Raw genomic sequence first — 21,225 nt, 5'->3', positions numbered from 1 at the left:
TCTTCCGTTGCCGGGCGGTCCGTCGCCGCCATTGTCCCCGGTGCGCTCCCCCTGCCGGGGTACCGCCCGTCCCCGGCCTGGCGGCCGGTCTCGATAGTCTCGCCGCGATGGGCCTCTACGCCGCCTACGGGTCGAACATGGATCCCGCTCAGATGCTGCGCCGCTGTCCGTCGTCCCCGCACACCGGGACCGGCTGGGTGCGTGGCTGGCGGCTGACCTTCGGCGGCGAGGAGCTGGGCTGGGAGGGGGCGCTCGCCACTCTGGTGCCCACCGGGGACGACGTCCCCGGGGTGTTCGTGGCGCTCTACGACCTCACCGAGGCCGACGAGCGGGCCCTGGACGCGTGGGAGGGCGCCGACTCCGGCCTCTACCGCCGGGTGCACCTGCGGGTGCACACCCTCGGGGGCGACGTCGTGGCCTACGTCTACGTGCTGGACGCCTTCGAGGGCGGCCTGCCGTCGGCCCGCCACCTCGGCGGGATCGCCGACGGCGCCGAGGCCGCCGGCGCCCCCGACGACTACGTGCGCGAGCTGCGCACCCGCGACTGCCGCTCCAGCGGCGTCTGAGCGGACTCGTCCGCGGGGCGGACGGGCTGCCGCGCCGACCGGTCGAGGTCCCGCTCGACCGCCCGCCGGAGAACGGGCCCGAGGGGCCGCTCGACCAGGCGGTGGACCAGCCAGGCCGCACCGGTCACCGCGCACAGCGCGATCGCCAGCACCCCGTACGCCGGCAGTGCTCCTTCCAGGTGGTGGATGAGCGTCCACCCCGGCACCTCGTGCAGCAGGTAGAGCGGGTAGGTGAGCGCGCCGAGGACGCTCAGCCACCGCCAGTCCAGCCGGGCGACGGGGCTCATCGTGCACACGACGACCGCCCCGATGCAGAGCACCAGCAGCAGCGACATCGCGCGCACCGACACCCCGGCGCCCGCGATCGCCAGCGACCAGTCGACGTAGAACGTCGTCGAGATCCACAGCGCGTAGGAGGCGTTGGCGGCCAGCAGCAGCCCCACGGTCACGCTCCAGGCCTCGCGTAAGGCAAGGTAGAGCAGGATGCCGATGCAGAAGAACGGGGCGAAGTTCGGCTCGAGCAGGGTGACCAGCAGTCGCGCGTCGGCCTGCACCGCCAGCACGCCCGCCACCGGCCACAGGAGGCAGAGCAGGAGCATGCGCTCGCGGGTGATGCCGACGAGCACCATGACGCCCAGGAGCAGGTAGAACTTCAGCTCCACCCACAGGGTCCAGAAGACGCCGTCGACGTGACCCACGCCGAAGGCGCTCTGGAACATGGTCAGGTTCAGCGCCACTCCCGGTGCGCCCAGGTCACCCCACACCGCGAACAGGTCCCGCTCGACGTAGACCACGGCCGCGATGAGCAGGACGGCGACCCAGTAGGCCGGATAGAGCCGGCCGACGCGCGAGGCGATGAACGCGGGCACCGAACGACCCCAGGCGCTCATCAGGACGACGAAGCCGCTGATCATGAAGAACAGATACGGCCCGTACCCGCCGTAGACGGTGAAGCCGCTCAGGAACGGGAAGACCTCGCGCACGCTGCCACCCCAGGCGGGGCTGTCCCGTCCGGTGAAGTGGAAGAGCGCGACGGCCATGGCCGCCACGTACCGCAGCCCGTCCAGGGCGCGCAGCCGCAGCTCCGGCTCACCGGCGCGCATCGGGCGTGCTTCGACCACGCTTCCCCCTCCGTGACTCTCCTCCCCCGAGGGTGACCGCCCGCCGGTCGATGGGCAACGAGCGACCCGACGGGTGGGGCGGCCGGTGCTCGTGGTGCCCGGGAGCACCCGCGGAGGGTCAGGCTGTGACAGCTGGGTGCTCGACGCCTTCGAGGGGGCCTCCCCTCGGCCCGCCAGCTCGGGGTCATGGCCGACGCCGCGGAGGCCGCCGGCGCCCCCGACGACTACGTGCGCGAGCTGCGCACCCGCGACTGCCGCTCCAGCGGCGTCTGATCCCCGGTCAGCGCGGCGCGAGCCGCAGGACGACGGTGGTGTCGGTGGCGAACGCCCGCTCGGCGAACCCGGTCCAGTCCCGGTTCTGCGTGGACGCCAGGTCGGCGACCACCCACCGGACACCGGCGTCCCACAGCGCGTCGGCGTCCCGGGCCGCGGGGGCGTCGACGAACCGGCGGGACAGGTCGATCCGGTCCTGGACCCAGTCGGGGTGAGGCACACCGGCCAGGTAGTCGGCCCCCTGGACGTACATCCGCCGGTCGGCGAGAGCCGCGTCGAGGAACCAGCGGTAGCGCCCGCAGGACTCCGCCGCCTCCCCCGGTCCGCTGCACTGGCGGTTGGTGGCCACGACGTCGTCGGCCGAGGAGTTCTCGCGGAGCCAGCCGAGCGCCTCGGCGTGCTCCGGCGTCCAGGCCATGGGGGCGTCCGGTGCCGCGGCCGCCGTCGGCGCGGTCCGCGCCGCGTCGACGACCTCGGAGACCCCGGCGGTCAGCGCGGCGACGGTGAGCCCCACACCGAGCGTCGCCGCGGCGACGGCGACCGAGGGTCCACGGCGCCGGCGCACCAGGAACACCGCGGCGGCCAGGAGCACCGGAAGCGCCCAGACCGCGTAGGGCAGCGCCCAGACGAACCGCTGCGGCACGACCATCAGCCCCAGCAGCCCGGCGGCGGCACCTACCCCGGCGGCGGCCCAGAGGATCGCGGCGGGCAGCCGCTCCAGGGCGACGCCGAGCCCGGCCGCGGCCACCACGGAGGCGACGACGCCCGCGGAGATCGGGAAGTAGGTCTGGCTGAGACCCGGGTGGCCCATGACCGAGGCCAGGAACAGCCCACCGGCGACGGCCCCGAGGGCGAACCAGAACTCGGGGACTGGACGGCCGCCGGCCAGGGCGAGCAGGCCGGCCCACTTGGCGGCGAAGACCAGCGCCACGGCGACCGAGCCGACCAGCAGGGCGAGCCGGCCCTCACCGCCGACGAGGCCGAAGGCGCGTGCCGTCGACCCGGGCTCCAGGAGCAGGTCGCCGCCGCTGCCCATGATCAGCACGACGAAGGCCGCTGCCACCGCCCCGCCCACCACGGCGAGCGCGGTGAGGGCGCGCCCGCGGGTCTCCCGGTCGCGCAGCCCGGCGAGCGCGAGCAGGCCGATCCCGCCGCCGAGCACCGCCGCGAAGCTGGTCTTGCCGCCGACGCACCCGACGGCGAAGAGGGCCAGGAAGGCGTACGGCCACCGGAGGGTGCCGCGCAGGAGGTCGGTGAGGACGATCGCGGCGCCCAGCATCGCCAGCGCGCCGAAGCCCAGGGACGGCGAGAGCAGCGAGTGCTGGAGGAAGGTGATCGACGAGACGCTGGCCACGTTGAGGCCGACCGCGAGCAGCAGGATCGCCAGGGCCGGCACCGCCCGGTGGGCGGAGAGCCGCCGGCTCCACGTCCAGACCAGGCAGAGGATGCCGAGGAAGGCGACCAGCGGGAAGACCCGGGTCAGGACGACGAAGGCGTCGGCCCCCGCGGCGTCGGTCGTGGTGCCCGACCAGGCGTGCACGAACCAGTGGTACCGGACCGGCGTGCCGGCGGCGAAGATGCTGTCGCCCGGCCCCCACGTGGCCAGCGAGGTCGCGAGCGCCTCGTGGTACGGGATGTCCACGTAGTAGCTGCGCCAGCCGTCGAAGGACAGCGGGTGGGCCCGCCAGAACGACCACACGTAGAGCAGCGCGATCGCCAGGCCGGCGCCCACGCTGCCGAGCTCGTCCAGGCCGGGCCGCACGACGGTCCCGGACCGCAGCCGGGCGCGGACGGCCGGGACCAGGAGCGCGGCCGCCACCAGGACCGTGGGGGCCAGCCAGCCCACCGGCGCCAGCGGCGTCGGGAGCAGCAGCTGCGCGCCGAGCATGGCCAGCAGCGTGCCGACCGCCGTCCCGAGCCCCACCAGCTCGCTGACCGCGAGGCCGGCCGGACCGCGGGCCAGCCGCCAGAGCACCGCCCCGGTGCCCACCTGCACGACGACGACCAGGACCAGGCGCAGCGCCTGCGCGACGTCGACGCCACCGACGGCCAGCAGCGCCCAGCCGAGCGCGGCCAGGCCGAGCGGGACCGCCCAGGCGGCGCGCGTGCTGCGCCACACCGGGCGAGGGCTCGGCGGCGCCACGCGCTCCAGCACGCTCGTGCTCACGCGGACGCGGCCCGGGCGACCTCGGCGAGGAACTCGTCGTGGTCGCGGATGTAGTCGTCGGGGTCGTACGGGTCCGACGCCAGGACCAGCAGGACGGCGTCGGAGGTGTACCGGTACTGCGTGCCCCAGATCATCGGCTGCATGTGCAGCGCGAGGTCCGGCCGGTCGAGCACGAACTCCTGCCGCTCGGCGCCGTCGTCGACCAGCGCGCTCACGCTGCCCTGGACGCAGACGAGCAGCTGGTGGCAGCGGCGGTGCGCGTGCGCTCCCCGCACGTCGGAGGACGGCACGCCGAACACGGTGAAGAACCGCTGCGGCACGAACGGCAGGTCGCCGGCGAAGTTGGCGGCGACGAGGCTGCCCCGGAGGTCGTCGGCGCGGGTGAGCTGCACCAGCTGCGCCCCCGGGACGCGGCTGGACTGCACCTGGCGCGGGTTTCCCCGCCGGTCGACGACCTCCCCGGGGCCGGCGTCGACGTAGCCGACGATGCGGACCGGGTTGCCCTCGACCACGGCGTTCGGCGGGACGTCGTTGGTCACCACGGTGCCGGCCGCCACGCGGGCGCGCCGGCCGATGCTGACGCCGCGCACGATGGTGGAGTTGGCGCCGAGGGAGGCCCCGGGGCCCACGACGGTCTGCCGGTCGGACCCGGCCTCGGCCCCGTCGGCGTCCGGCGCGGTGTCGGTGAAGACGACGTTCGGCCCGGCGACCACGTCGTCGGCCAGCCGGGCGCCGTCCCCGACCCGCACGCCGCTGCCCAGGCGCACCCGGTCGCCGAGCACCACGTCGTCGCCGACCACGGCGTGGTCGCCGATCACGCAGCCGGCTCCGATGCGGGCTCCCGCGAGCACGTGCGCGAAGGCAGCCACCTGGGTCCCGGCACCCACGTCGGTGCTGTCGCACAGACCGGCGGCGTGGACGGAGTAGCTCATCTGGATCTCCAGGGAGGTCGGGGTGCTCGCTCGCGGCGGCCGGGCGGCAGGGACGGCGCCGGTTCCAGTGGGCCACGGGCGGACCGCATCCGGGCCGACATTAGCCACTGCGCGCGGGAGCGTCACACCGCCGGTCACACCCGCCCCAGGAACCGTGCGGGAGCCCGTCCAGCACATCCTGCGCAGCAACCCCGGCACTCCGCGCCGTGCACGCGGCCCGCCGGTCGGCCACCTACTGTGCTCGGTGGACGGATCGGTCCGTCCACCCCGGTGGGGGGAGACCCGGCGACGGCCGGCCGGAAGGGCGAGGACGAACAGCATGGGCGATGTGCCCCTCAACGACCTGGGTCGCGGGTTCGCGGCGCTCGAGGGCGAACTGCGGTCCACCGTGGACGAGGTGCTGTCCAGCGGGTGGTACGTCCTGGGCCCGCAGCACGACGCCTTCGAGCGGGAGTTCGCCGCCGCCGTCGGCGCCGCCCACTGCGTCGGGGTGGGCAACGGCACCGACGCCCTGGAGCTGGCCCTGCTCAGCGTCGGGTGCCGCCCGGGGGACCAGATCCTCACCGCCGCCAACGCCGGGATGTACACCACGACGGCGGCGCTGAAGGCCGGCCTGGTGCCCCGCTTCGCCGACGTCGACCCGGACACCCTGCTGCTCACGGCGGCCACCGTGGAGCCCGCTCTCACCGCCGCGACGAAGGCCGTCGTCGTCACGCACCTCTACGGCCGGCTGGCCGAGGTCGGGCCGCTGCGCGAGCTGTGCGCCGGCCGGGGGATCCCGCTGATCGAGGACTGCGCCCAGGCGGCGGGTGCGGTGTCCGACGAGGGCCCCGCCGGCTCGCTGGCCGACGTCGCCGCCTTCAGCTTCTTCCCGACCAAGAACCTCGGTGCCCTGGGTGACGCGGGCGCCGTGGTGACCGACGACCCCGAGCGCGCCGCGCTGGTGCGCAGCCTGCGCCAGTACGGCTGGTCGGCGAAGTACACCGCCACCGTGCCGCGGGGCCGCAACAGCCGGCTCGACGAGCTGCAGGCCGCCGTGCTGCGCACCAAGCTGCCGCACCTGGCCGGCTGGAACGCCCGGCGGAGGGAGATCGTGGGGCGGTACGCCACCGCCCTGGAGCACGGGCCGCGCAGGATGGTGCACGGCGACGCCGCGGGCTCCCCCGCCTACGTCGGCCACCTCGCCGTCCTCCGCTCCCCGTCCCGCGACGCCGACCGGGCGGCCCTGGCCGCGGCCGGCATCCGGACCGACGTGCACTACCCGGTGCCCGACCACCGGCAGCCGGTCCTCGCCGAGGCCGCGGCCGGGATCTCCCTGCCGGTGACCGAGCAGGCCGCCGCGGAGATCCTCACCGTGCCCTGCTTCGCCGAGATGACCGACGCCGAGGTCGACCGGGTGTGCCATGCCCTCGCCGCGCTCTGACCGGACGGATCCCGATCTGATGGACACGCACCTGGTGGACACGCACCTGACGGACCCCGGTCCGCTGACCCGGCAGACGTGGCCGGCGGCGACCCCGCAGCCCGCCGGGACGTCGGAGCACCCGGCCGTCCCGGCCACGGACGTGACCTACTCGGTCGTCGTGCCCGTGTACGGCAACGAGGCCACCATCCCCGCCCTGCTCGACCGGCTGGCCACGCTCTCCGGCGACCTCGACGGCGAGATGGAGGCGGTGTTCGTCGTCGACGGCTCGCCGGACGCCTCGCTGCTGGTGCTCCGCCGGCTGCTCCCCGAGTCGGGCCTGCGGGCCCAGCTGGTCACCCTGTCGCGCAACTACGGCGCCTTCTCGGCGCTGCGGGCCGGCCTCGCCGTCGCCGAGGGCCGGTACACCGCCGTCATGGCCGCGGACCTGCAGGAGCCGGTCTCGCTCGTGCAGGACATCTTCGCCGCGCTGTCCACCGGCGAGTTCGACGTGGCGGTGGGCGTCCGCTCCGCCCGCAACGACCCGGCGCTGTCCTCCGTGGCCTCCCGCACCTTCTGGAGCCTCTACCGGCGGTTCGTGCACAAGGACCTGCCGGTCGGCGGGGTCGACATGTTCGGCTGCACCCGGCAGGTGGTCACCGAGCTGCTGCGGCTCGAGGAGTCCCACACCAGCCTGGTCGGCCTGCTCTACTGGCTGGGGTTCCGGCGGGCCGAGATCCCCTACGTCCGCCAGGAGCGGGAGCACGGGAAGAGCGGCTGGACGCTGCGGAAGAAGCTGCGCTACATGAGCGACAGCATCTTCTCCTTCACCGACCTGCCGATCACCGTGCTGATCACCGCCGGCGTCCTCGGCGTCGTGCTGTCGGTGGTCGCCGGGATCGCGGTGTTCGCCGCCTGGGCCACCGGGAACGTCCAGGTCCAGGGCTACACGCCGCTGATGCTCATGCTGTTCCTGCTGTGCTCGTCGATCCTGCTGGCCCTGGGCATCGTGGGGTCCTACGTCTGGCGCACCTACGAGAACAGCAAGCACCGCCCCGGTGCGGTGCCGATGCACCACGAGCGGTTCCCCGCCGGCCGTGGCTGAGCCCGGCCCGGCGCGGACCACGGCGCCGGCCGGCAGCCGGCGGACGTACGGCGAGCTGCTCCGGTTCGCCGTCGTGGGGGGCAGCAACACCCTGGTCACCCTCGCGCTGTTCGTGCTCCTCCAGCAGTGGCTGCCCGCGACCGTCGCGTACACGCTGGTCTTCGCCGCGGGCCTGGCCTACACCACCGTGCTGACCGCCTCGGTGGTGTTCGGCGCCCGGCTGACCTGGAGCACCGGGGCGGCCTTCGTCGGGTGGTACCTGCTGGTCTACGGCGTCGGGCTGCTCGTCGTGCACGTCCTGGAGAGCCGCTGGGACCCCTCCGCGGTGGTCACCGCGGTGGTGACCGTCGCCGTCACCGCGCCGCTGAACTTCCTCGGGGGTCGGCTGCTGTTCCGGGCGCCGCCCGCGGCCGGCACCGACCCGGCGGCGGCCGGCGTCACTGCGCGGCGCAGATCTCCGGGGTGACCTCCCCCGCGACCGGGTGCTGCAGCCCGGTGACGCCCAGGGCGTAGACGGCGAGGACGGCGACGACCGTGCCGGCCACCCACGCCCGGCCGGGGGTCGCCGCCCGGTCCGGGCCGAGGGCGGCGGTGGCCAGCAACGCGCTGCCGGCCACCCCGAGCAGCACGAGCAGCAGGGCGAACCGGGTCTCGGTGGACGAGGTCACCAGGCCCACCAGCGCGCCGGCCCACACCAGCGCGGCGGCGACGGTGCCCAGCCGCGGCCGCGCGCCGCGCCGGACGAGCCGGGTCAGCACCACGGCCGAGCCGGTGACCGCGAGGGCCGTGACGAGCAGCGCGAAGAGCCCGTCCACGCCCGGCGCCGGGGCGGTGTAGGGGGTGGACAGCGGCCAGTGCAGCGCCGCCCCGACCTTCTGGGCGGAGAAGAGCATCGCCTGCGGCAGGTGGGCCAGGTAGGTGGTGAGCAGCTCGCCGGGCGACCCGGGGGTGTCGCCGTCCAGCGCGGTGGCCATGCCCGGGCTGCAGTAGAACCGCCGGGGGCTCGCCGCGCCGGCGACCACGGTGTCGTAGCGCACGAGGTAGGCGGCGTCGGCGGCCTGCAGCTGGGTGAGCCAGCCGGTCTGCTCCGGCCAGGGCAGCCAGGTGGCGCCCCGGCGCAGGTTGAGCACGAACTGCGGCAGCAGGGCGAGCGCGCTCCCGAGCGCGAACCAGCCCGCGGCCAGGCGGCGCGCGACGAGCACGGCGATCCCGAGGGCGATCAGCGTGAGCAGCGATCCGGGCCGGACGTTGAACGCCACGCCGGCGGCGGCGCCGGCGAGCAGCAGCCACCACCGCCCGGTCCGGTCCAGCGCCACGACCGCGGTGATCAGCAGCGCCGCGGCCCACAGGTCGGTCAGCGGGAAGGGGGCGAAGCCGGCCAGCGTGATCCCGGTGCCCACCGCGGCCACGAGCACCGTCGTCCGGGTCGCCGGCCGCCACACCGCGACCAGCCGCGGCACCAGCACGACCCCGATCACGGCGACCAGGAGCGCGTTCTCCGCCAGGACGGCGAACCCCGCCGCGGCGTCGCCGGCCACCGCGGTCACGGCGGCCGCCGGGAGGTAGAGCAGGACGGTGAGGACGCCGCGCAGGTCGAGCAGGCCGGCCGTGAAGACGTCGCCGCCCGCGAGCAGCGCCCGCGCGCCGCCCCAGTACTTCGTGGCGTCGTAGAGGAAGGCCGGCGCCGGCGGCTGCAGCACCACGGCGAGCGCGAGCAGCAGCCCGCTGACCAGCTGCACCCGCCACAGGCCCCCGGGCCACCGGGGCGGCGCGGCGGAGGCCGACGGGGCGGTCTGGCTCACGAGAACGGCCTCCCTGACCGGCGACGGGCACCCGGACGCGCCGGTCCGGGCCGCCGCGGACGCTACGTCATGGTCCGGCGGCCCACCCGGAGCGACAGGCCAGCGGCGGCCGGCGACGGCGAAGACGGCATCGAGCACCGCGGCCGGGGTGGGGTACGGGGTGGCGAGCGGCCACGGGGCGGAGGGGGCCGATGGCACCCCGGAGCCGTGCCGGCAGGTCAGCGGGCGGCGTCCGCCGCGGCGGGCGGCGGGAACTCCAGGAAGGTGCCGAGCACCTGCCGGGCCGCCAGCGCGGGGGTCAGCTCGCCGGCGAGGACGGCCCGCTCCAGGTCCGGGACGGCGGCGCGGACGCCCGGGTGCGCGCGCAGCGCGTGCTCCAGCCCGTCGCGGACGAGCTGCCAGGTCCAGCGCACCTGCTGCGTGCGGCGCCGCTCGTCGAACGCGCCGGAGGCCTTCGCCCGGTCCTGGTGCTCGACGAGCTTCGCCCACACCTCGTCCAGTCCCTCACCGGTCAGCCCGGCGCAGGTGAGCACCGGCACGTCCCACGGCTCGCCCCGGCCGCGCAGCATGCGGATGGCGGAGGAGAGCTCCCGCGCGGCCTTGCGGGCGTCCGCGGCGGCCGGGCCGTCGGCCTTGTTCACGGCGATGACGTCGGCGATCTCGAGGATGCCGCGCTTGATGCCCTGCAGCTGGTCGCCGGTGCGCGCGATCGTCAGGAAGAGGAACGAGTCGACCATCTCGGCGACGGTGATCTCCGACTGGCCGACGCCGACGGTCTCCACCAGCACGACGTCGTAGCCGGCCGCCTCGACCACGACCATCGACTCCCGCGTCGCCTGCGCGACGCCGCCGAGCGTCCCCGACGTCGGCGAGGGCCGGATGAAGGCGGCCGGGTCGACGGCCAGCCGGGACATCCGGGTCTTGTCGCCCAGGATCGAGCCGCCCGACCGGGCCGACGACGGGTCGACGGCGAGCACCGCCACCCGGTGCCCCTCCCCCGTCAGCGTTCCCCCGAGGGAGTCGATGAAGGTCGACTTGCCCACGCCGGGCACGCCGCTGATCCCGACCCGCCGCGCTCCCCCGGCGTGCGGCAGCAGCTCGACCAGCAGCTCCTGGGCCTTCTCCCGGTGGTCCGCCCGGCGGGACTCGACCAGCGTGATGGCGCGTGCCATCACCCGGCGGTCCCCGGCGAGCACCCCCTCGACCAGCGCGGGGACGTCGACCTCGCGACCCATCAGTGGCCGAGGCGCTCGGACAGCGTGCGCAGCAGCTCCTGCGCCGCCTCGGCGATGACCGTGCCGGGCGGGAAGACCGCGGCGGCGCCCATCTCCCGCAGCGTCGGCACGTCGTCCGGCGGGATGACGCCGCCGACGACGATCAGCACGTCGTCGGCACCCAGCTCGGCCAGCGCGTCGCGCAGCGCCGGCACCAGCGTGAGGTGGCCGGCCGCCAGCGACGAGACGCCGACGACGTGCACGTCGGCCTCCACCGCCTGCCGGGCGACCTCGTCGGGGGTCTGGAACAGCGGGCCCACGTCGACGTCGAAGCCGAGGTCGGCGAACGCGGTGGCGATGACCTTCTGCCCGCGGTCGTGCCCGTCCTGGCCCATCTTGGCCACGAGGATGCGCGGCCGGCGGCCCTCCGCCTCGGCGAACTCTTCGGCCTGGCGCCGCGTCTCCTCCATGGGACTGCCCTCCCCCGCCCGGCCACCCGCCAGCGCCTCGTCGCGGTAGACGCCGGAGATGGTGCGCACCTGGCCGGCGTGCCGGCCGTAGACCGCCTCCAGCGCGTCGGAGATCTCCCCCACCGTGGCCTTGGCCCGCGCCGCGTCGACGGCGAGCTTCAGCAGGTTGCGGTCGAGGTCGTTGCCCCGCGTGCCCTCGGCCGCGGCGCGGGCGGCGTCGGTGAGCCGGGCCAGCGCCTCGGTGACGGCGCCGCCGTCGCGCTCGGCCCGCAGCTGCTCGAGCTTGGCCTTCTGCTGGGCCAGCACGTCGGCGTTGTCGACGCGGAGCACCTCGATCGCCTCGTCGGCGTCGACCCGGTACTTGTTCACGCCGATGACCGGCTGGCGGCCGGAGTCGATGCGGGCCTGCGTGCGGGCCGCGGCCTCCTCGATGCGCAGCTTCGGGATGCCGTCGTCGATGGCCTGCGCCATGCCACCGTGCTCGGCGACCTCCTGGATGTGCGCCCAGGCGCGGCGGGCCAGGTCGTAGGTGAGCTTCTCGACGTAGGCCGAGCCGCCCCACGGGTCGACGACCCGGGTGGTGCCGGACTCCTGCTGCAGCACCAGCTGGGTGTTGCGGGCGATCCGCGCGGAGAAGTCGGTGGGCAGCGCCAGCGCCTCGTCGAGGGCGTTGGTGTGCAGCGACTGGGTGTGCCCCTGGGTCGCCGCCATCGCCTCCAGGCAGGTGCGGACGACATTGTTGTAGACGTCCTGCGCGGTGAGCGACCAGCCCGAGGTCTGCGAGTGGGTGCGCAGCGACAGCGACTTGGGGTTCTGCGCCCCGGCGTCCTTCACCAGCTTCGCCCACAGCAGCCGCCCGGCCCGGAGCTTCGCGACCTCCATGAAGAAGTTCATCCCGATGGCCCAGAAGAACGACAGGCGGGGCGCGAACGCGTCGACGTCCATCCCGGCGGCCTGGCCGGCCTTCAGGTACTCGACGCCGTCGGCGAGGGTGTACGCCAGCTCCAGGTCGGCGGTCGCCCCGGCCTCCTGGATGTGGTAGCCGGAGATCGAGATGGAGTTGAACTTCGGCATCCGCTGCGAGGTGAACGCGAAGATGTCGCTGATGATCTGCATCGAGGGCTTGGGCGGGTAGATGTAGGTGTTCCGCACCATGAACTCTTTGAGGATGTCGTTCTGGATGGTGCCGGTCAGCTGACCCGGCTCCACCCCCTGCTCCTCGGCCGCCACGATGTAGAGCGCCAGCACCGGCAGCACGGCGCCGTTCATCGTCATCGAGACGCTCATCCGGTCCAGCGGGATGCCGTCGAACAGCTGCCGCATGTCCAGGATCGAGTCGATGGCCACGCCCGCCATGCCGACGTCGCCCGGCACGCGCGGGTGGTCGGAGTCGTAGCCGCGGTGGGTGGGCAGGTCGAAGGCGATCGACAGCCCCTTCTGCCCGGCGGCGAGGTTGCGCCGGTAGAAGGCGTTGGACTCGGCCGCGGTCGAGAAGCCCGCGTACTGGCGGACCGTCCACGGCTGGGTGGTGTACATCGTCGGGTAGGGGCCGCGCAGGAACGGCGGCAGGCCGGGCAGCGTCTCCAGGAAGTCCAGGTCGGCCAGGTCGGCGGGCGTGTAGAGCGGCGGGACGGCGATCCCCTCGGGGGTCTCCCAGGTCGCCTCGCCCACGCCGCGGCCGGTCGCCGCCTCGAACGCCTTCGCCCAGTCGTCGGCCGAGGCGGCGCCGGACGGGCGGCCGAGCTCGACGTCGCCGAAGTCGGGGATCGCTGTCATCGCGCCACTCCCAGCTGCTCGTGGACGGTCCGCAGTGCCGCGAGGGCGTCGCACCCGGCGAAGACGTACCCGTCGACGCCGTCGACGGCGAGGTCCGGCCTGCCGGCCAGCCACACCTGCGTGGCGCCGGCGGCCCGGAGCTCGCGCGCGAGCCCGGCGGCGTCGGCGGCGTAGTCCTTGTCGGTGCCGCAGATGCAGGCCACCGTCGTGGCCGCGTCCGCGAACCCGGTCGCGCCGTCGCCGGCCGGGGTGACCAGCCCGCCGGCCTGGAACAGGTTGCCGGCGAAGGTGGCGCGGGCGGTGTGCCGGGCGACCGGGCCGAGGGTGGCCAGGTAGACGGCCGGTCGCTGCCCGGCGGCGTCGGCGGCGTCGCGCAGCGCCTCGAACTCCTGCGCCGCGCGCACCCGCGGCAGCCCGACGGCCGGGCGCAGCTCCGCGGCCGGCTGCCGCTCCGGCAGCTTCTCGGCGAGGTTCGGAAACTCGCTCACCCCGGTGATCGCGTCGGCGCGGGTCGCCAGCCGGGCCGCGCGGGCGTCCCAGGCCTGCGCGATCCGGTCCCGGACCAGCCCGGAGGCCAGCGCGGCGGAGAGCCCGCCGGCCCGCTCGATCTCGGTGAACCAGGCCCAGGCCGCCTGCGCGATGTCCTCGGTGAGCTGCTCGACGTACCAGGAGCCGCCGGCCGGATCGAGGACCCGGCCCAGGTGCCCCTCCTCCACGAGCAGGTTCTGGGTGTTCCGCGCGATCCGGCGGGAGAAGGAGTCGGGCAGCCCCAGCGCGGCGTCGAACGGCTGCACCGTGACGACGTCGGCGCCGCCCACACCGGCGGCGAAGCAGGCCACCGTGGTGCGCAGCATGTTCACCCACGGGTCGCGCCGGGTGGTCATCACCGACGAGGTGACGGCGTGCTGGCGCTGGCCGCGCACGTCGGCCGACGCCCCGCTGACCTCACCGACGCGGTCCCACAGCCGGCGGGCGGCGCGCAGCGCGGCGATGGTCGTGAACTGGTCGGCCGACGCCGCGTAGCGGAACTCCAGCTGGCCGATCGCCTCGTCGACGCCCAGCCCGCCGTCAGTGAGCGCGCGCAGGTAGGCGACGCCGGCGGCCAGCGAGCAGCCGAGCTCCTCGACCACGGAGGCCCCGGCGTCGGAGAAGACCGTGCCGTCGACGACGACGGTGCGCAGGTCGGTGTGGGCGGCCGCCCGCCGCGCGACGGCGGCGAGGCCGGAGAGGTCCTGCTCCTCGCCCGAGGCGGCCTGGACGCCGAGCGGGTCCAGTCCCAGGGAACCGCCGGGCGCGAGGTCGGTGCGGCCCTCGACCAGGTCGAGGAACGCCTCGGCCGCCGCCTGCCCGCCCTGCACGCTCACCGGCGCCAGGTCGAGGTAGACGTCGGTCAGCACGTCGCCGAGCGCGCCGACGGGGACCGCCCCCTCCCCCACGACCAGCCACAGCGAGGTGACACCGTTCTCCAGGTCGGCGGCGATCGCCTCCCTGGTGACGGAGACGTCGGGGTGCGCGTGCCGCTGCCGGATGTCCCACCCGCCGGATGCGCCGCCCTCGGCGCCCCCCGCCGCGACGACCTCGGCCGAGCCGGCCGGTCCGCCGGCCGGGCGGGACCCGCGCACGAACGGCGGGACGCCGGGCACGCCGACGCCCGCGGGGAGGTCGCCGGCGTCCTCGGCGGTGTAGAGCGGGCCGACGGTCACCCCGGGGGCGACGGCCACGCGGAGGGCGTCCTCGACCGGGTCGGGCAGCTCCTGCCGGCCGCTCTTGCGCAGCACCCCCGCGACCAGCTCGCGCCACTGGTCGCGGGTGACCGCCTCGAACTCGGCGGCGAGCGCCAGGGCCTCCGGGACCGCGTGCTCGGCCGGCACGTCGGCGTCGGCCGGTGCGGCGCCGCTCGGCTGCTGGTCGGTGGAACTCATCCTCGGCGGGTCTCCTCCACGGCAGGGTGGGCAGAAGTGTCTCCGGGCGCCGGCCGGCGGGTGCGAGGGGGTGCCGGTGGGCCGCTCGGCGACGGTTCCGCGTCCGCCTCCAGGGCCAGCAGCGCGGTGCGGGCCAGCAGCCGCACGCCCACCCCGATCGCCCGCTCGTCGACGTCGAACGTGCCCCGGTGCAGGTCCAGGGGGGCGCCACCGCCGTGGGTGCCCAGCCGGGCCAGGGCGATCGGCATGACGTCGGCGAACCAGCCGAAGTCCTCGCCCCCCATGCTCTGCGGCGACAGCACCACCTTGTCCGCGCCGACGGTGCCGATGGCGGCCGAGCGCAGCAGGGCCACCGCGCGCGGGTCGTTGACCACCGGGGGCACACCACGGATGTAGTCGACGTCGACCTCGGCGCCGGTGGTGGCGGTGATCCGCCCCACCAGCGAGCGCATCAGCTCCTCGGCGCCCTTCCAGGCCTCCCGGTCGAGCACCCGGACCGTGCCGCGCAGCGTCCCGCGCTGCGGGATGGCGTTGGCCGCGACCCCGGCGTTGACCGCCCCCCAGACCAGGGACATGCCGGTCCGCGGGTCGACCTGGCGGGAGAGCAGCCCGGGCACGTCGGTGATCAGCCGGCCGAGGGCGTCGACGAGGTCGACGGTGAGCTGCGGCCGGGCGGTGTGCCCGCCGGGGCCGGTGAGGGTGACGTCCATCCGGTCGCACGCCGCGGTGATGGGGCCGGTCCGCAGCCCGACCGTGCCGGCCGGGATCGACGGGTCGCAGTGCAGCGCGAAGGCACGCGAGGCCCCGTCCAGGACACCGGAGGCGACGACCTCGGTGGCGCCGCCGGGAACCGTCTCCTCCGCGGGCTGGAAGACGCAGCGGACCGTGCCCGGCAGCCCGTCGAGCGAGGCCAGCGCGACGGCGACGCCGAGCACCACCGTGGTGTGCACGTCGTGCCCGCAGGCGTGGGCGATGCCGTCGCGGGTGGAGGCGTACGGCACGTCCTTGAGGTCCTTCAGGGGCAGCGCGTCGATGTCGGCCCGGAGGACGACGACCGGTCCACCGCCCGGCCCGATGTCGACGCTCAGCCCGGTGCCGGTGGGGAGCCGGCGCGGCGCGAGCCCGTGGTGGCGCAGCCGCTCCTCGAGGAAGGAGGTCGTCTCGAACTCCGCGTAACCGAGCTCCGGGTGGGCGTGCAGGTGCCGCCGGGTGGCCGACAGCGCGGGCCCGTTGGCGGTGACCCACTCGTCGACCGCCGTGGCCAGCTTCTCCACGACGGGGGTCATGCCGCGTGTCCCCCGGCGCACTCCGCCGGGCCCGGCACCGGCCCGTCGGGCACGCCGGCCGGGTCGGGCTCCGGCAGCCCGTCCCGCAGCTCGGCCAGCAGGCTGTCGACGACGAAGCGCAGCTCGCCGTCGTGCTCGCGGGCCACCGCCCGCTGCCGCTGGTAGGAGGCGCCGGCGTCCAGGATGCGGAGGACGTCGCGCAGCTCGGCCTCGCAGTCCAGCCGCTTGGCGGTCGGCGCGAGCTCCTCGACCAGCTCGGCGATCGCCTCGCGCACCGGCCGGACGGCGTACTGCTCGTCGACGATGATCTCGGCGTCCAGGCCGTACCGGGAGGCCCGCCACTTGTTCTCCCGGACCACCCACTCCTCGGGCACGGGGAGGGTGTAGCCGCGGTCGAGCTGGGTGTCGAACTGCTCGACCAGGCACTGCGCGAGGGCGGCGACCGCGCCGATCTCGTCGAGGGTGGGCAGCCCGTCGCAGATCCGCAGCTCCACGGTGCCGAAGTCGGGGTGCGGCCGGATGTCCCACCACACCTCGCGGACGCTCTCGATGCTCTTCGTGGAGATCAGCGTCTCCATGTACTCCTCGAACTCGTCCCAGTCGGCGAGCTGGAAGGGCAGCCCGGCGGTCGGCATGCCCTCGAAGATCTTGGTGCGGGCCGAGGCGAGGCCGGTGTCGCAGCCGACCCAGAACGGCGAGGACGACGACAGCGCCAGGAAGTGCGGCACGTACTGGCACAGCGCGTTGACGATCGGGATGACCTTCTCCGGCGCCCGGACGCCGACGTGCACGTGGACGCCGAAGATCTGCAGGCGGCGGGCCAGCCACTGCATGCGCTCGACCAGCTGCTGGTAGCGCTCCTTGGGCGAGATCTCCTGGGTCTGCCAGTCGGTGAACGGGTGGGTGCCGGCGCACAGCAGGCCGAGGCCGCGCTCGTCGGCGGCGGCCACCACCTCGGCCAGGGTGCCGGCGAGATCGGCCTTCGCCTCGCGCACCGTGGTGCAGACCCCGGTGATGATCTCGATCGTCGACTGGAGCAGCTCGTGCTTGGCCTTCGGGTGCTCCTCGGCGCCCTCGGGGAGCAGCTGCTCGAGGATCTCGGTGGCACCGGGCGACAGCTCCCTGGTCTCCCGGTCGACGAGCTGCAGCTCCCACTCCACACCGAGGCTGGCGCGCTCCGAGCTACGGAAGGGGATCTCCACCTCCGGGAGTCTAGGGACGCGGGCCGGTCCGCACCCCTCGGCCGAGCGCCGGTCACCCGCCGGTGGCGCCTCCCCGGGCGTCGCCGGTCAGCCGTGCGTAGAGGATGACGTCGCTCGGCCGGCCGCGGTGCAGGAACCGCCGGCGGATGGTCCCCTCGGCGGTGAACCCGGCCGCCTCGGCGACCCGGCGGGAGCCGGTGTTGGCCGGGTCCACCAGCAGTTCGACGCGGTGCAGCTCGACGCGGTGCCCCCCGGCGGGCGCCAGCGCCCAGTCGGTGAGCACGCCCAGCGCCTCGGCGGTCAGTCCGCGTCCGCGGTGCGCGGGCGCCGTCCAGTAACCGGCCTCGGCGACGCCGTGCTCGGGCGGGAACAGACCCATGCTCCCGACGAGGTCCCCGCCGTCCAGCGGCTCGACGGCGAACAGCGCGCCGCCCTCGGCCCAGGTCTGCGGGGCGACGTCGCCGACGAACCCCTCGGCGTGCTCCGCGCGGTAGGGCACCGGCACTTGCGTCCACCGCTGGATCTCCGGGTCCTGACAGGCCGCGAGCACGGCCGGCGCGTCGCCCGCCCGCCACGGGCGCAGCCGGACCCGCGGGCCGACGAGTGCGGGCTGGGCGTCGCGGCCGGTGCTCGTCACGGGCCCATCCTGCCGCGGCGACCGTCGCCCGGCCCCGGGCGCGGGCGCTGCGCTAGCGTCCCACCGTGAGCGAGCTGCACCGAATCGATCCCAACACCCTCGCGACGCAGGCGGCCGAGGACCTGGTCGCCGCGCTCGGCGGCCGGCACGACGTCGCCGTCGTCATGGGGTCCGGCTGGGCCCCCGCGGCCGACGCGTTCGGCGCCCCCGACGCCGGCGTCGGCATCGCCGAGCTGCCCGGCTTCGTGGCGCCGACGGCGGTCGGGCACGGCGGCGAGGTCCGCTCGGTGCGCGTGGGCGACCGCCGGGTGCTGCTCTTCCTGGGCCGCACCCACTTCTACGAGGGCCGCGGAGTCGCGCCGGTCGTCCACGGGGTGCGCGCCGCGGTCGCCGCCGGTGCGCGGACGGTGATCCTCACCAACGCGGCGGGCGGGCTGGCGCCGGAGCACCGGGTCGGCCAGGCGGTGGTGATCTCCGACCACCTGAACCTGACCGCCCGCTCACCGCTGGTCGGCGCCACGTTCGTCGACCTCACCGACCTGTACTCCTCGCGGCTGCGCGCGCTGGCCCGCGAGCTGGACCCCTCCCTCGCCGAGGGCGTCTACGCGCAGCTGCCCGGCCCGCACTACGAGACGCCGGCCGAGATCCGGATGCTCCGCACCCTCGGCGCGGACCTGGTCGGCATGTCCACCGCGCTCGAGGCGATCGCGGCACGGGCGGCCGGGGCCGAGGTGTTCGGCCTCTCCATGGTCACCAACGCGGCGGCCGGCATCACCGGGGAGAAGCTGGACCACGCCGAGGTCCTCGCCGCCGGCAAGGCGGCCGCGGGCCGGCTCGGGGAGTTCCTGGTCCAGCTCATCGGGCGGCTGCCGTGAGCGATCTCGTCCTGCTCACCGGCGCCGCCGGCCGGATCGGCACGGTGCTCCGCGGCGGCCTGCCCGAGCGCGGCTGGGCGCTGCGCTCGCTCGACGTCGTGCCGGTGCCCGACCCCCGGCCCGGTGAGGAGCACCTGGTGGCCGACGCCACCGACCTCGCCGCGATGGCCGAGGCGGCCCGCGGCGCGGCGGCGGTCGTGCACCTGGCCGGGATCTCCGGTGAGTCCACCTGGCCGGCGATCCGGCACGCCAACATCGACGGCACCTACTGCGCGCTGGAGTCCGCCCGGCTCGCCGGGGTGCCGCGCGTGGTGCTGGCCAGCAGCAACCACGCCACCGGGTACACCCCGCGCCCCGACGGCGGGCCGCTCCGCGAGGCCGACGCGCCACCGCGCCCCGACACCTACTACGGCGTCTCCAAGGTGGCGATGGAGGCGCTCGGGTCGCTGTACGTGGACCGCTACGGCCTGGACGTGGTCTGCCTGCGGATCGGCAGCGCGTTCGCCGAGCCGACGACGGTGCGCCAGCTGGCCACCTGGCTCTCCCCCGCCGACACGGTCTCCCTGGTCGACGCGGCCCTGCGGGCGGCGTCCCCGGGCTTCTCGGTCGTGTGGGGCGTCTCGGACAACACCCGCCGATGGTGGGACCTCTCCGCCGCGGAGGCGCTGGGCTACCGGTCGGACGACGACGCCGAGCAGTACGCCGCGGCGCTGATCGAGGCGCACGGCGAGCCCGACCCCACCGATCCGGTGCACGCCCGGGTCGGCGGGGAGTACACGACCGCGGCCTTCGACGCGGAGAACTTCCAGGCATGAGCGGACGTCCAGGCGTGAACGGCGATCTCCTCGCCACCGCCCGGGCCTGGGCGGAGGCGGACCCGCACGAGGGGGACCGCGCCGAGATCCTGGCGCTCGTCGAGGCCGGCGACACCGCCGAGCTCGGCCGCCGGTTCGCCGGTCCGCTGACCTTCGGGACGGCGGGGCTGCGCGGCCCCCTGCGGGCCGGTCCGGCCGGCATGAACGCCGCCGTGGTGCTGCGCGCCGCGGCCGGGGTGGGCCGGCACCTGCTGGACACCGGGCACGGCGGCGGGACGGTCGTGATCGGATTCGACGCCCGCCGGCGGTCGGACGAGTTCGCGCACCTCTCCGCGCAGGTGTTCTCCGCGCTCGGGTTCGGCGTGCAGCTGATGCCGCGGCCGCTGCCCACCCCGGTGCTCGCCTTCGCCGTCCGGCACCTCGGCGCGGTGGCCGGGGTGATGGTCACCGCCAGCCACAACCCGCCCGACGACAACGGCTACAAGCTCTACCTGGAGCAGGGCGCCCAGCTGGTGCCACCGGCCGACCGGGCGATCGAGGCGGCCATCGCCGCCGTCGGCCCGGCGCGGGACGTCCCGCTCACCGGTGGGCACGCGGTCCTGGGCGACGACGTCCTCACCGAGTACGTGACCGCGGTGGTGCGGGCGCTGGACCCCGAGCGGGTGCCGGCGGCGGACCGGGCCGCGCTGCGGGTGGCCTACACCGCCATGCACGGGGTGGGCGCGTCGACGACCCGGCTGGTGTTCGCCGCGGCCGGGTTCGCCCAACCGGTGGCGGTCGCGGAGCAGGACGCGCCCGACCCGCGGTTCCCGACGGTGGCCTTCCCGAATCCGGAGGAGCCCGGCGCCGTCGACCTGCTCACCGCGCTGGCCGACCGCTCGGGCGCCGACGTCGCGATCGCGCAGGACCCCGACGCCGACCGCTGCTCGGTGGTGTGCGCCGGCCGGCAGCTGACCGGTGACGAGGTGGGGGCGCTGCTCGCCGACTGGCTGCTGCGCCGGGGGGTGCGCGGCACCTACGCGTCGTCGCTGGTCAGCGGATCGCTGATGCACGCGATCGCCGAGTCGCGCGGCGTGCCGTCGGAGGAGACCCCCACCGGGTTCAAGTGGATCGTGCGCGCCGGGTCGGCCGCCGCACCGCTGGTGTACGGCTACGAGGAGGCGCTGGGCTACGCGGTCGCGCCGGACGTCGTCCGGGACAAGGACGGCATCTCGGCCGCTCTCGCCGTCGCGCTCCTGGCCGCGGAGCTGAAGGCCGAGGGCCGCACGCTGCTGGACCGGCTGGACGAGCTGGCCGAGGAGCACGGGCTGTTCGTCACCGGCCAGCTGTCGGTGCGCGTCGAGGACCTGTCGCTGATCACCGACGCGATGGCCCGGCTGCGCTCGGCGCCGCCTGCCGCGCTGCTGGGCCGGCCGGTGGAGTACGCCGACCTCGCCGAGCAGTCGCCGCCGGTCGACGCCGTCCGGCTCCTGGGTGACGGCGTGCGGGTGATCGTGCGGCCCAGCGGCACCGAGCCGAAGCTCAAGGCCTACCTGGAGACCGTCGTGCCGGTGCACGACGACGCGGGCATGATCGCCGCTCGCGGGCGCGGTGCCGACGAGCTCGACCAGCTGCGGGCGGAGATGTCGGCGGCTCTCGGCGTGTAGCCGCGCCCCCGCCG

17 protein-coding genes are annotated in these 21,225 nt (G+C 75.4%); 7 read left to right on the top strand and 10 right to left on the bottom strand.

Annotated elements, in window-relative coordinates; genetic code table 11:
• Positions 1–107 precede the first annotated feature (107 nt).
• Positions 108–566, top strand: a complete 459-nt coding sequence (locus BD833_RS04375) for a gamma-glutamylcyclotransferase family protein (protein ID WP_166531894.1) — start codon at positions 108–110, stop codon at positions 564–566.
• Here the strand turns inward: BD833_RS04375 and BD833_RS04370 are convergent.
• The 3 genes from BD833_RS04370 to BD833_RS04355 form a co-directional block, all read right to left on the bottom strand.
• Positions 518–1,687, bottom strand: a complete 1,170-nt coding sequence (locus tag BD833_RS04370) for an acyltransferase family protein (protein ID WP_166531893.1) — start codon at positions 1,685–1,687, stop codon at positions 518–520. The genes BD833_RS04375 and BD833_RS04370 overlap by 49 nt on opposite strands.
• Positions 1,688–1,967: 280 nt before the next feature.
• Entirely contained in the window at positions 1,968–4,127 is a 2,160-nt protein-coding gene (locus tag BD833_RS04360; protein WP_166531892.1) for a hypothetical protein, read from the bottom strand.
• Positions 4,124–5,059 (bottom strand): WxcM-like domain-containing protein, encoded by a 936-nt coding sequence (locus BD833_RS04355; protein WP_166531891.1) that lies wholly within the window; start codon positions 5,057–5,059, stop codon positions 4,124–4,126. The genes BD833_RS04360 and BD833_RS04355 overlap by 4 nt, the downstream gene beginning before the upstream one ends.
• A gap of 319 nt (positions 5,060–5,378) precedes the next feature.
• Between BD833_RS04355 and BD833_RS04350 the strand changes: the two genes are divergently transcribed.
• The 3 genes from BD833_RS04350 to BD833_RS04340 are packed head-to-tail and all read left to right on the top strand — an operon-like array spanning position 5,379 to position 8,032.
• Positions 5,379–6,482, top strand: coding sequence for a DegT/DnrJ/EryC1/StrS family aminotransferase (locus BD833_RS04350; RefSeq protein WP_166531890.1), 1,104 nt, complete (start codon positions 5,379–5,381; stop codon positions 6,480–6,482).
• A gap of 19 nt (positions 6,483–6,501) precedes the next feature.
• Positions 6,502–7,566: a glycosyltransferase family 2 protein gene (locus BD833_RS04345; RefSeq protein ID WP_208092323.1), complete on the top strand. Its 1,065-nt coding sequence runs from the start codon at positions 6,502–6,504 to the stop codon at positions 7,564–7,566.
• The gene (locus BD833_RS04340) at positions 7,559–8,032 is read left to right on the top strand and encodes a GtrA family protein (protein ID WP_166531889.1); all 474 of its coding nucleotides are present in this window, start codon (positions 7,559–7,561) and stop codon (positions 8,030–8,032) included. Before BD833_RS04345 ends, BD833_RS04340 begins: the two co-directional genes overlap by 8 nt.
• Here BD833_RS04340 and BD833_RS04335 read toward each other — a convergent pair.
• The 7 genes from BD833_RS04335 to BD833_RS04305 all read right to left on the bottom strand — a co-directional run bounded on the left by BD833_RS04335 (position 8,004) and on the right by BD833_RS04305 (position 17,875).
• Entirely contained in the window at positions 8,004–9,368 is a 1,365-nt protein-coding gene (locus BD833_RS04335) for a hypothetical protein (RefSeq protein WP_166531888.1), read from the bottom strand. The genes BD833_RS04340 and BD833_RS04335 overlap by 29 nt on opposite strands.
• A 218-nt stretch (positions 9,369–9,586) precedes the next feature.
• Positions 9,587–10,603 (bottom strand): methylmalonyl Co-A mutase-associated GTPase MeaB, encoded by a 1,017-nt coding sequence (meaB, locus tag BD833_RS04330; protein ID WP_166531887.1) that lies wholly within the window; start codon positions 10,601–10,603, stop codon positions 9,587–9,589.
• Positions 10,603–12,828, bottom strand: a complete 2,226-nt coding sequence (gene scpA, locus BD833_RS04325) for a methylmalonyl-CoA mutase (RefSeq protein WP_166531886.1) — start codon at positions 12,826–12,828, stop codon at positions 10,603–10,605. Before scpA ends, meaB begins: the two co-directional genes overlap by 1 nt.
• Positions 12,825–14,750: a methylmalonyl-CoA mutase family protein gene (locus tag BD833_RS04320; RefSeq protein WP_166531885.1), complete on the bottom strand. Its 1,926-nt coding sequence runs from the start codon at positions 14,748–14,750 to the stop codon at positions 12,825–12,827. Before BD833_RS04320 ends, scpA begins: the two co-directional genes overlap by 4 nt.
• Complete coding sequence (locus BD833_RS04315) at positions 14,747–16,036, bottom strand: amidohydrolase (protein WP_166531884.1); 1,290 nt, start codon at positions 16,034–16,036, stop codon at positions 14,747–14,749. Before BD833_RS04315 ends, BD833_RS04320 begins: the two co-directional genes overlap by 4 nt.
• Positions 16,033–17,238, bottom strand: a complete 1,206-nt coding sequence (locus BD833_RS04310; RefSeq protein ID WP_166531883.1) for a glutamate--cysteine ligase — start codon at positions 17,236–17,238, stop codon at positions 16,033–16,035. The genes BD833_RS04315 and BD833_RS04310 overlap by 4 nt, the downstream gene beginning before the upstream one ends.
• 52 nt (positions 17,239–17,290) lie before the next feature.
• Entirely contained in the window at positions 17,291–17,875 is a 585-nt protein-coding gene (locus tag BD833_RS04305; RefSeq protein WP_166531882.1) for a GNAT family N-acetyltransferase, read from the bottom strand.
• Positions 17,876–17,940: 65 nt separating this feature from the next.
• On the opposite strand from BD833_RS04305, the gene BD833_RS04300 reads away from it, so the two are divergent.
• From BD833_RS04300 to BD833_RS04290, 3 genes are read left to right on the top strand one after another with little or no spacing between them, the layout of a single operon-like run.
• Positions 17,941–18,750: a purine-nucleoside phosphorylase gene (locus BD833_RS04300; protein WP_208092322.1), complete on the top strand. Its 810-nt coding sequence runs from the start codon at positions 17,941–17,943 to the stop codon at positions 18,748–18,750.
• Entirely contained in the window at positions 18,747–19,565 is an 819-nt protein-coding gene (locus BD833_RS04295; RefSeq protein WP_166531881.1) for an NAD-dependent epimerase/dehydratase family protein, read from the top strand. The genes BD833_RS04300 and BD833_RS04295 overlap by 4 nt, the downstream gene beginning before the upstream one ends.
• On the top strand, positions 19,562–21,211 hold the full coding sequence (locus tag BD833_RS04290) for a phospho-sugar mutase (RefSeq protein ID WP_166531880.1): 1,650 nt from the start codon (positions 19,562–19,564) through the stop codon (positions 21,209–21,211). The genes BD833_RS04295 and BD833_RS04290 overlap by 4 nt, the downstream gene beginning before the upstream one ends.
• The last annotated feature ends 14 nt before the right edge of the window (positions 21,212–21,225 follow it).

Origin of the sequence: Blastococcus xanthinilyticus (assembly GCF_008124835.1) — a bacterium.
Classification (GTDB): Bacteria; Actinomycetota; Actinomycetes; order Mycobacteriales; family Geodermatophilaceae; genus Blastococcus; species Blastococcus xanthinilyticus.
This window is presented reverse-complemented; position numbering and strand designations above follow the sequence as displayed.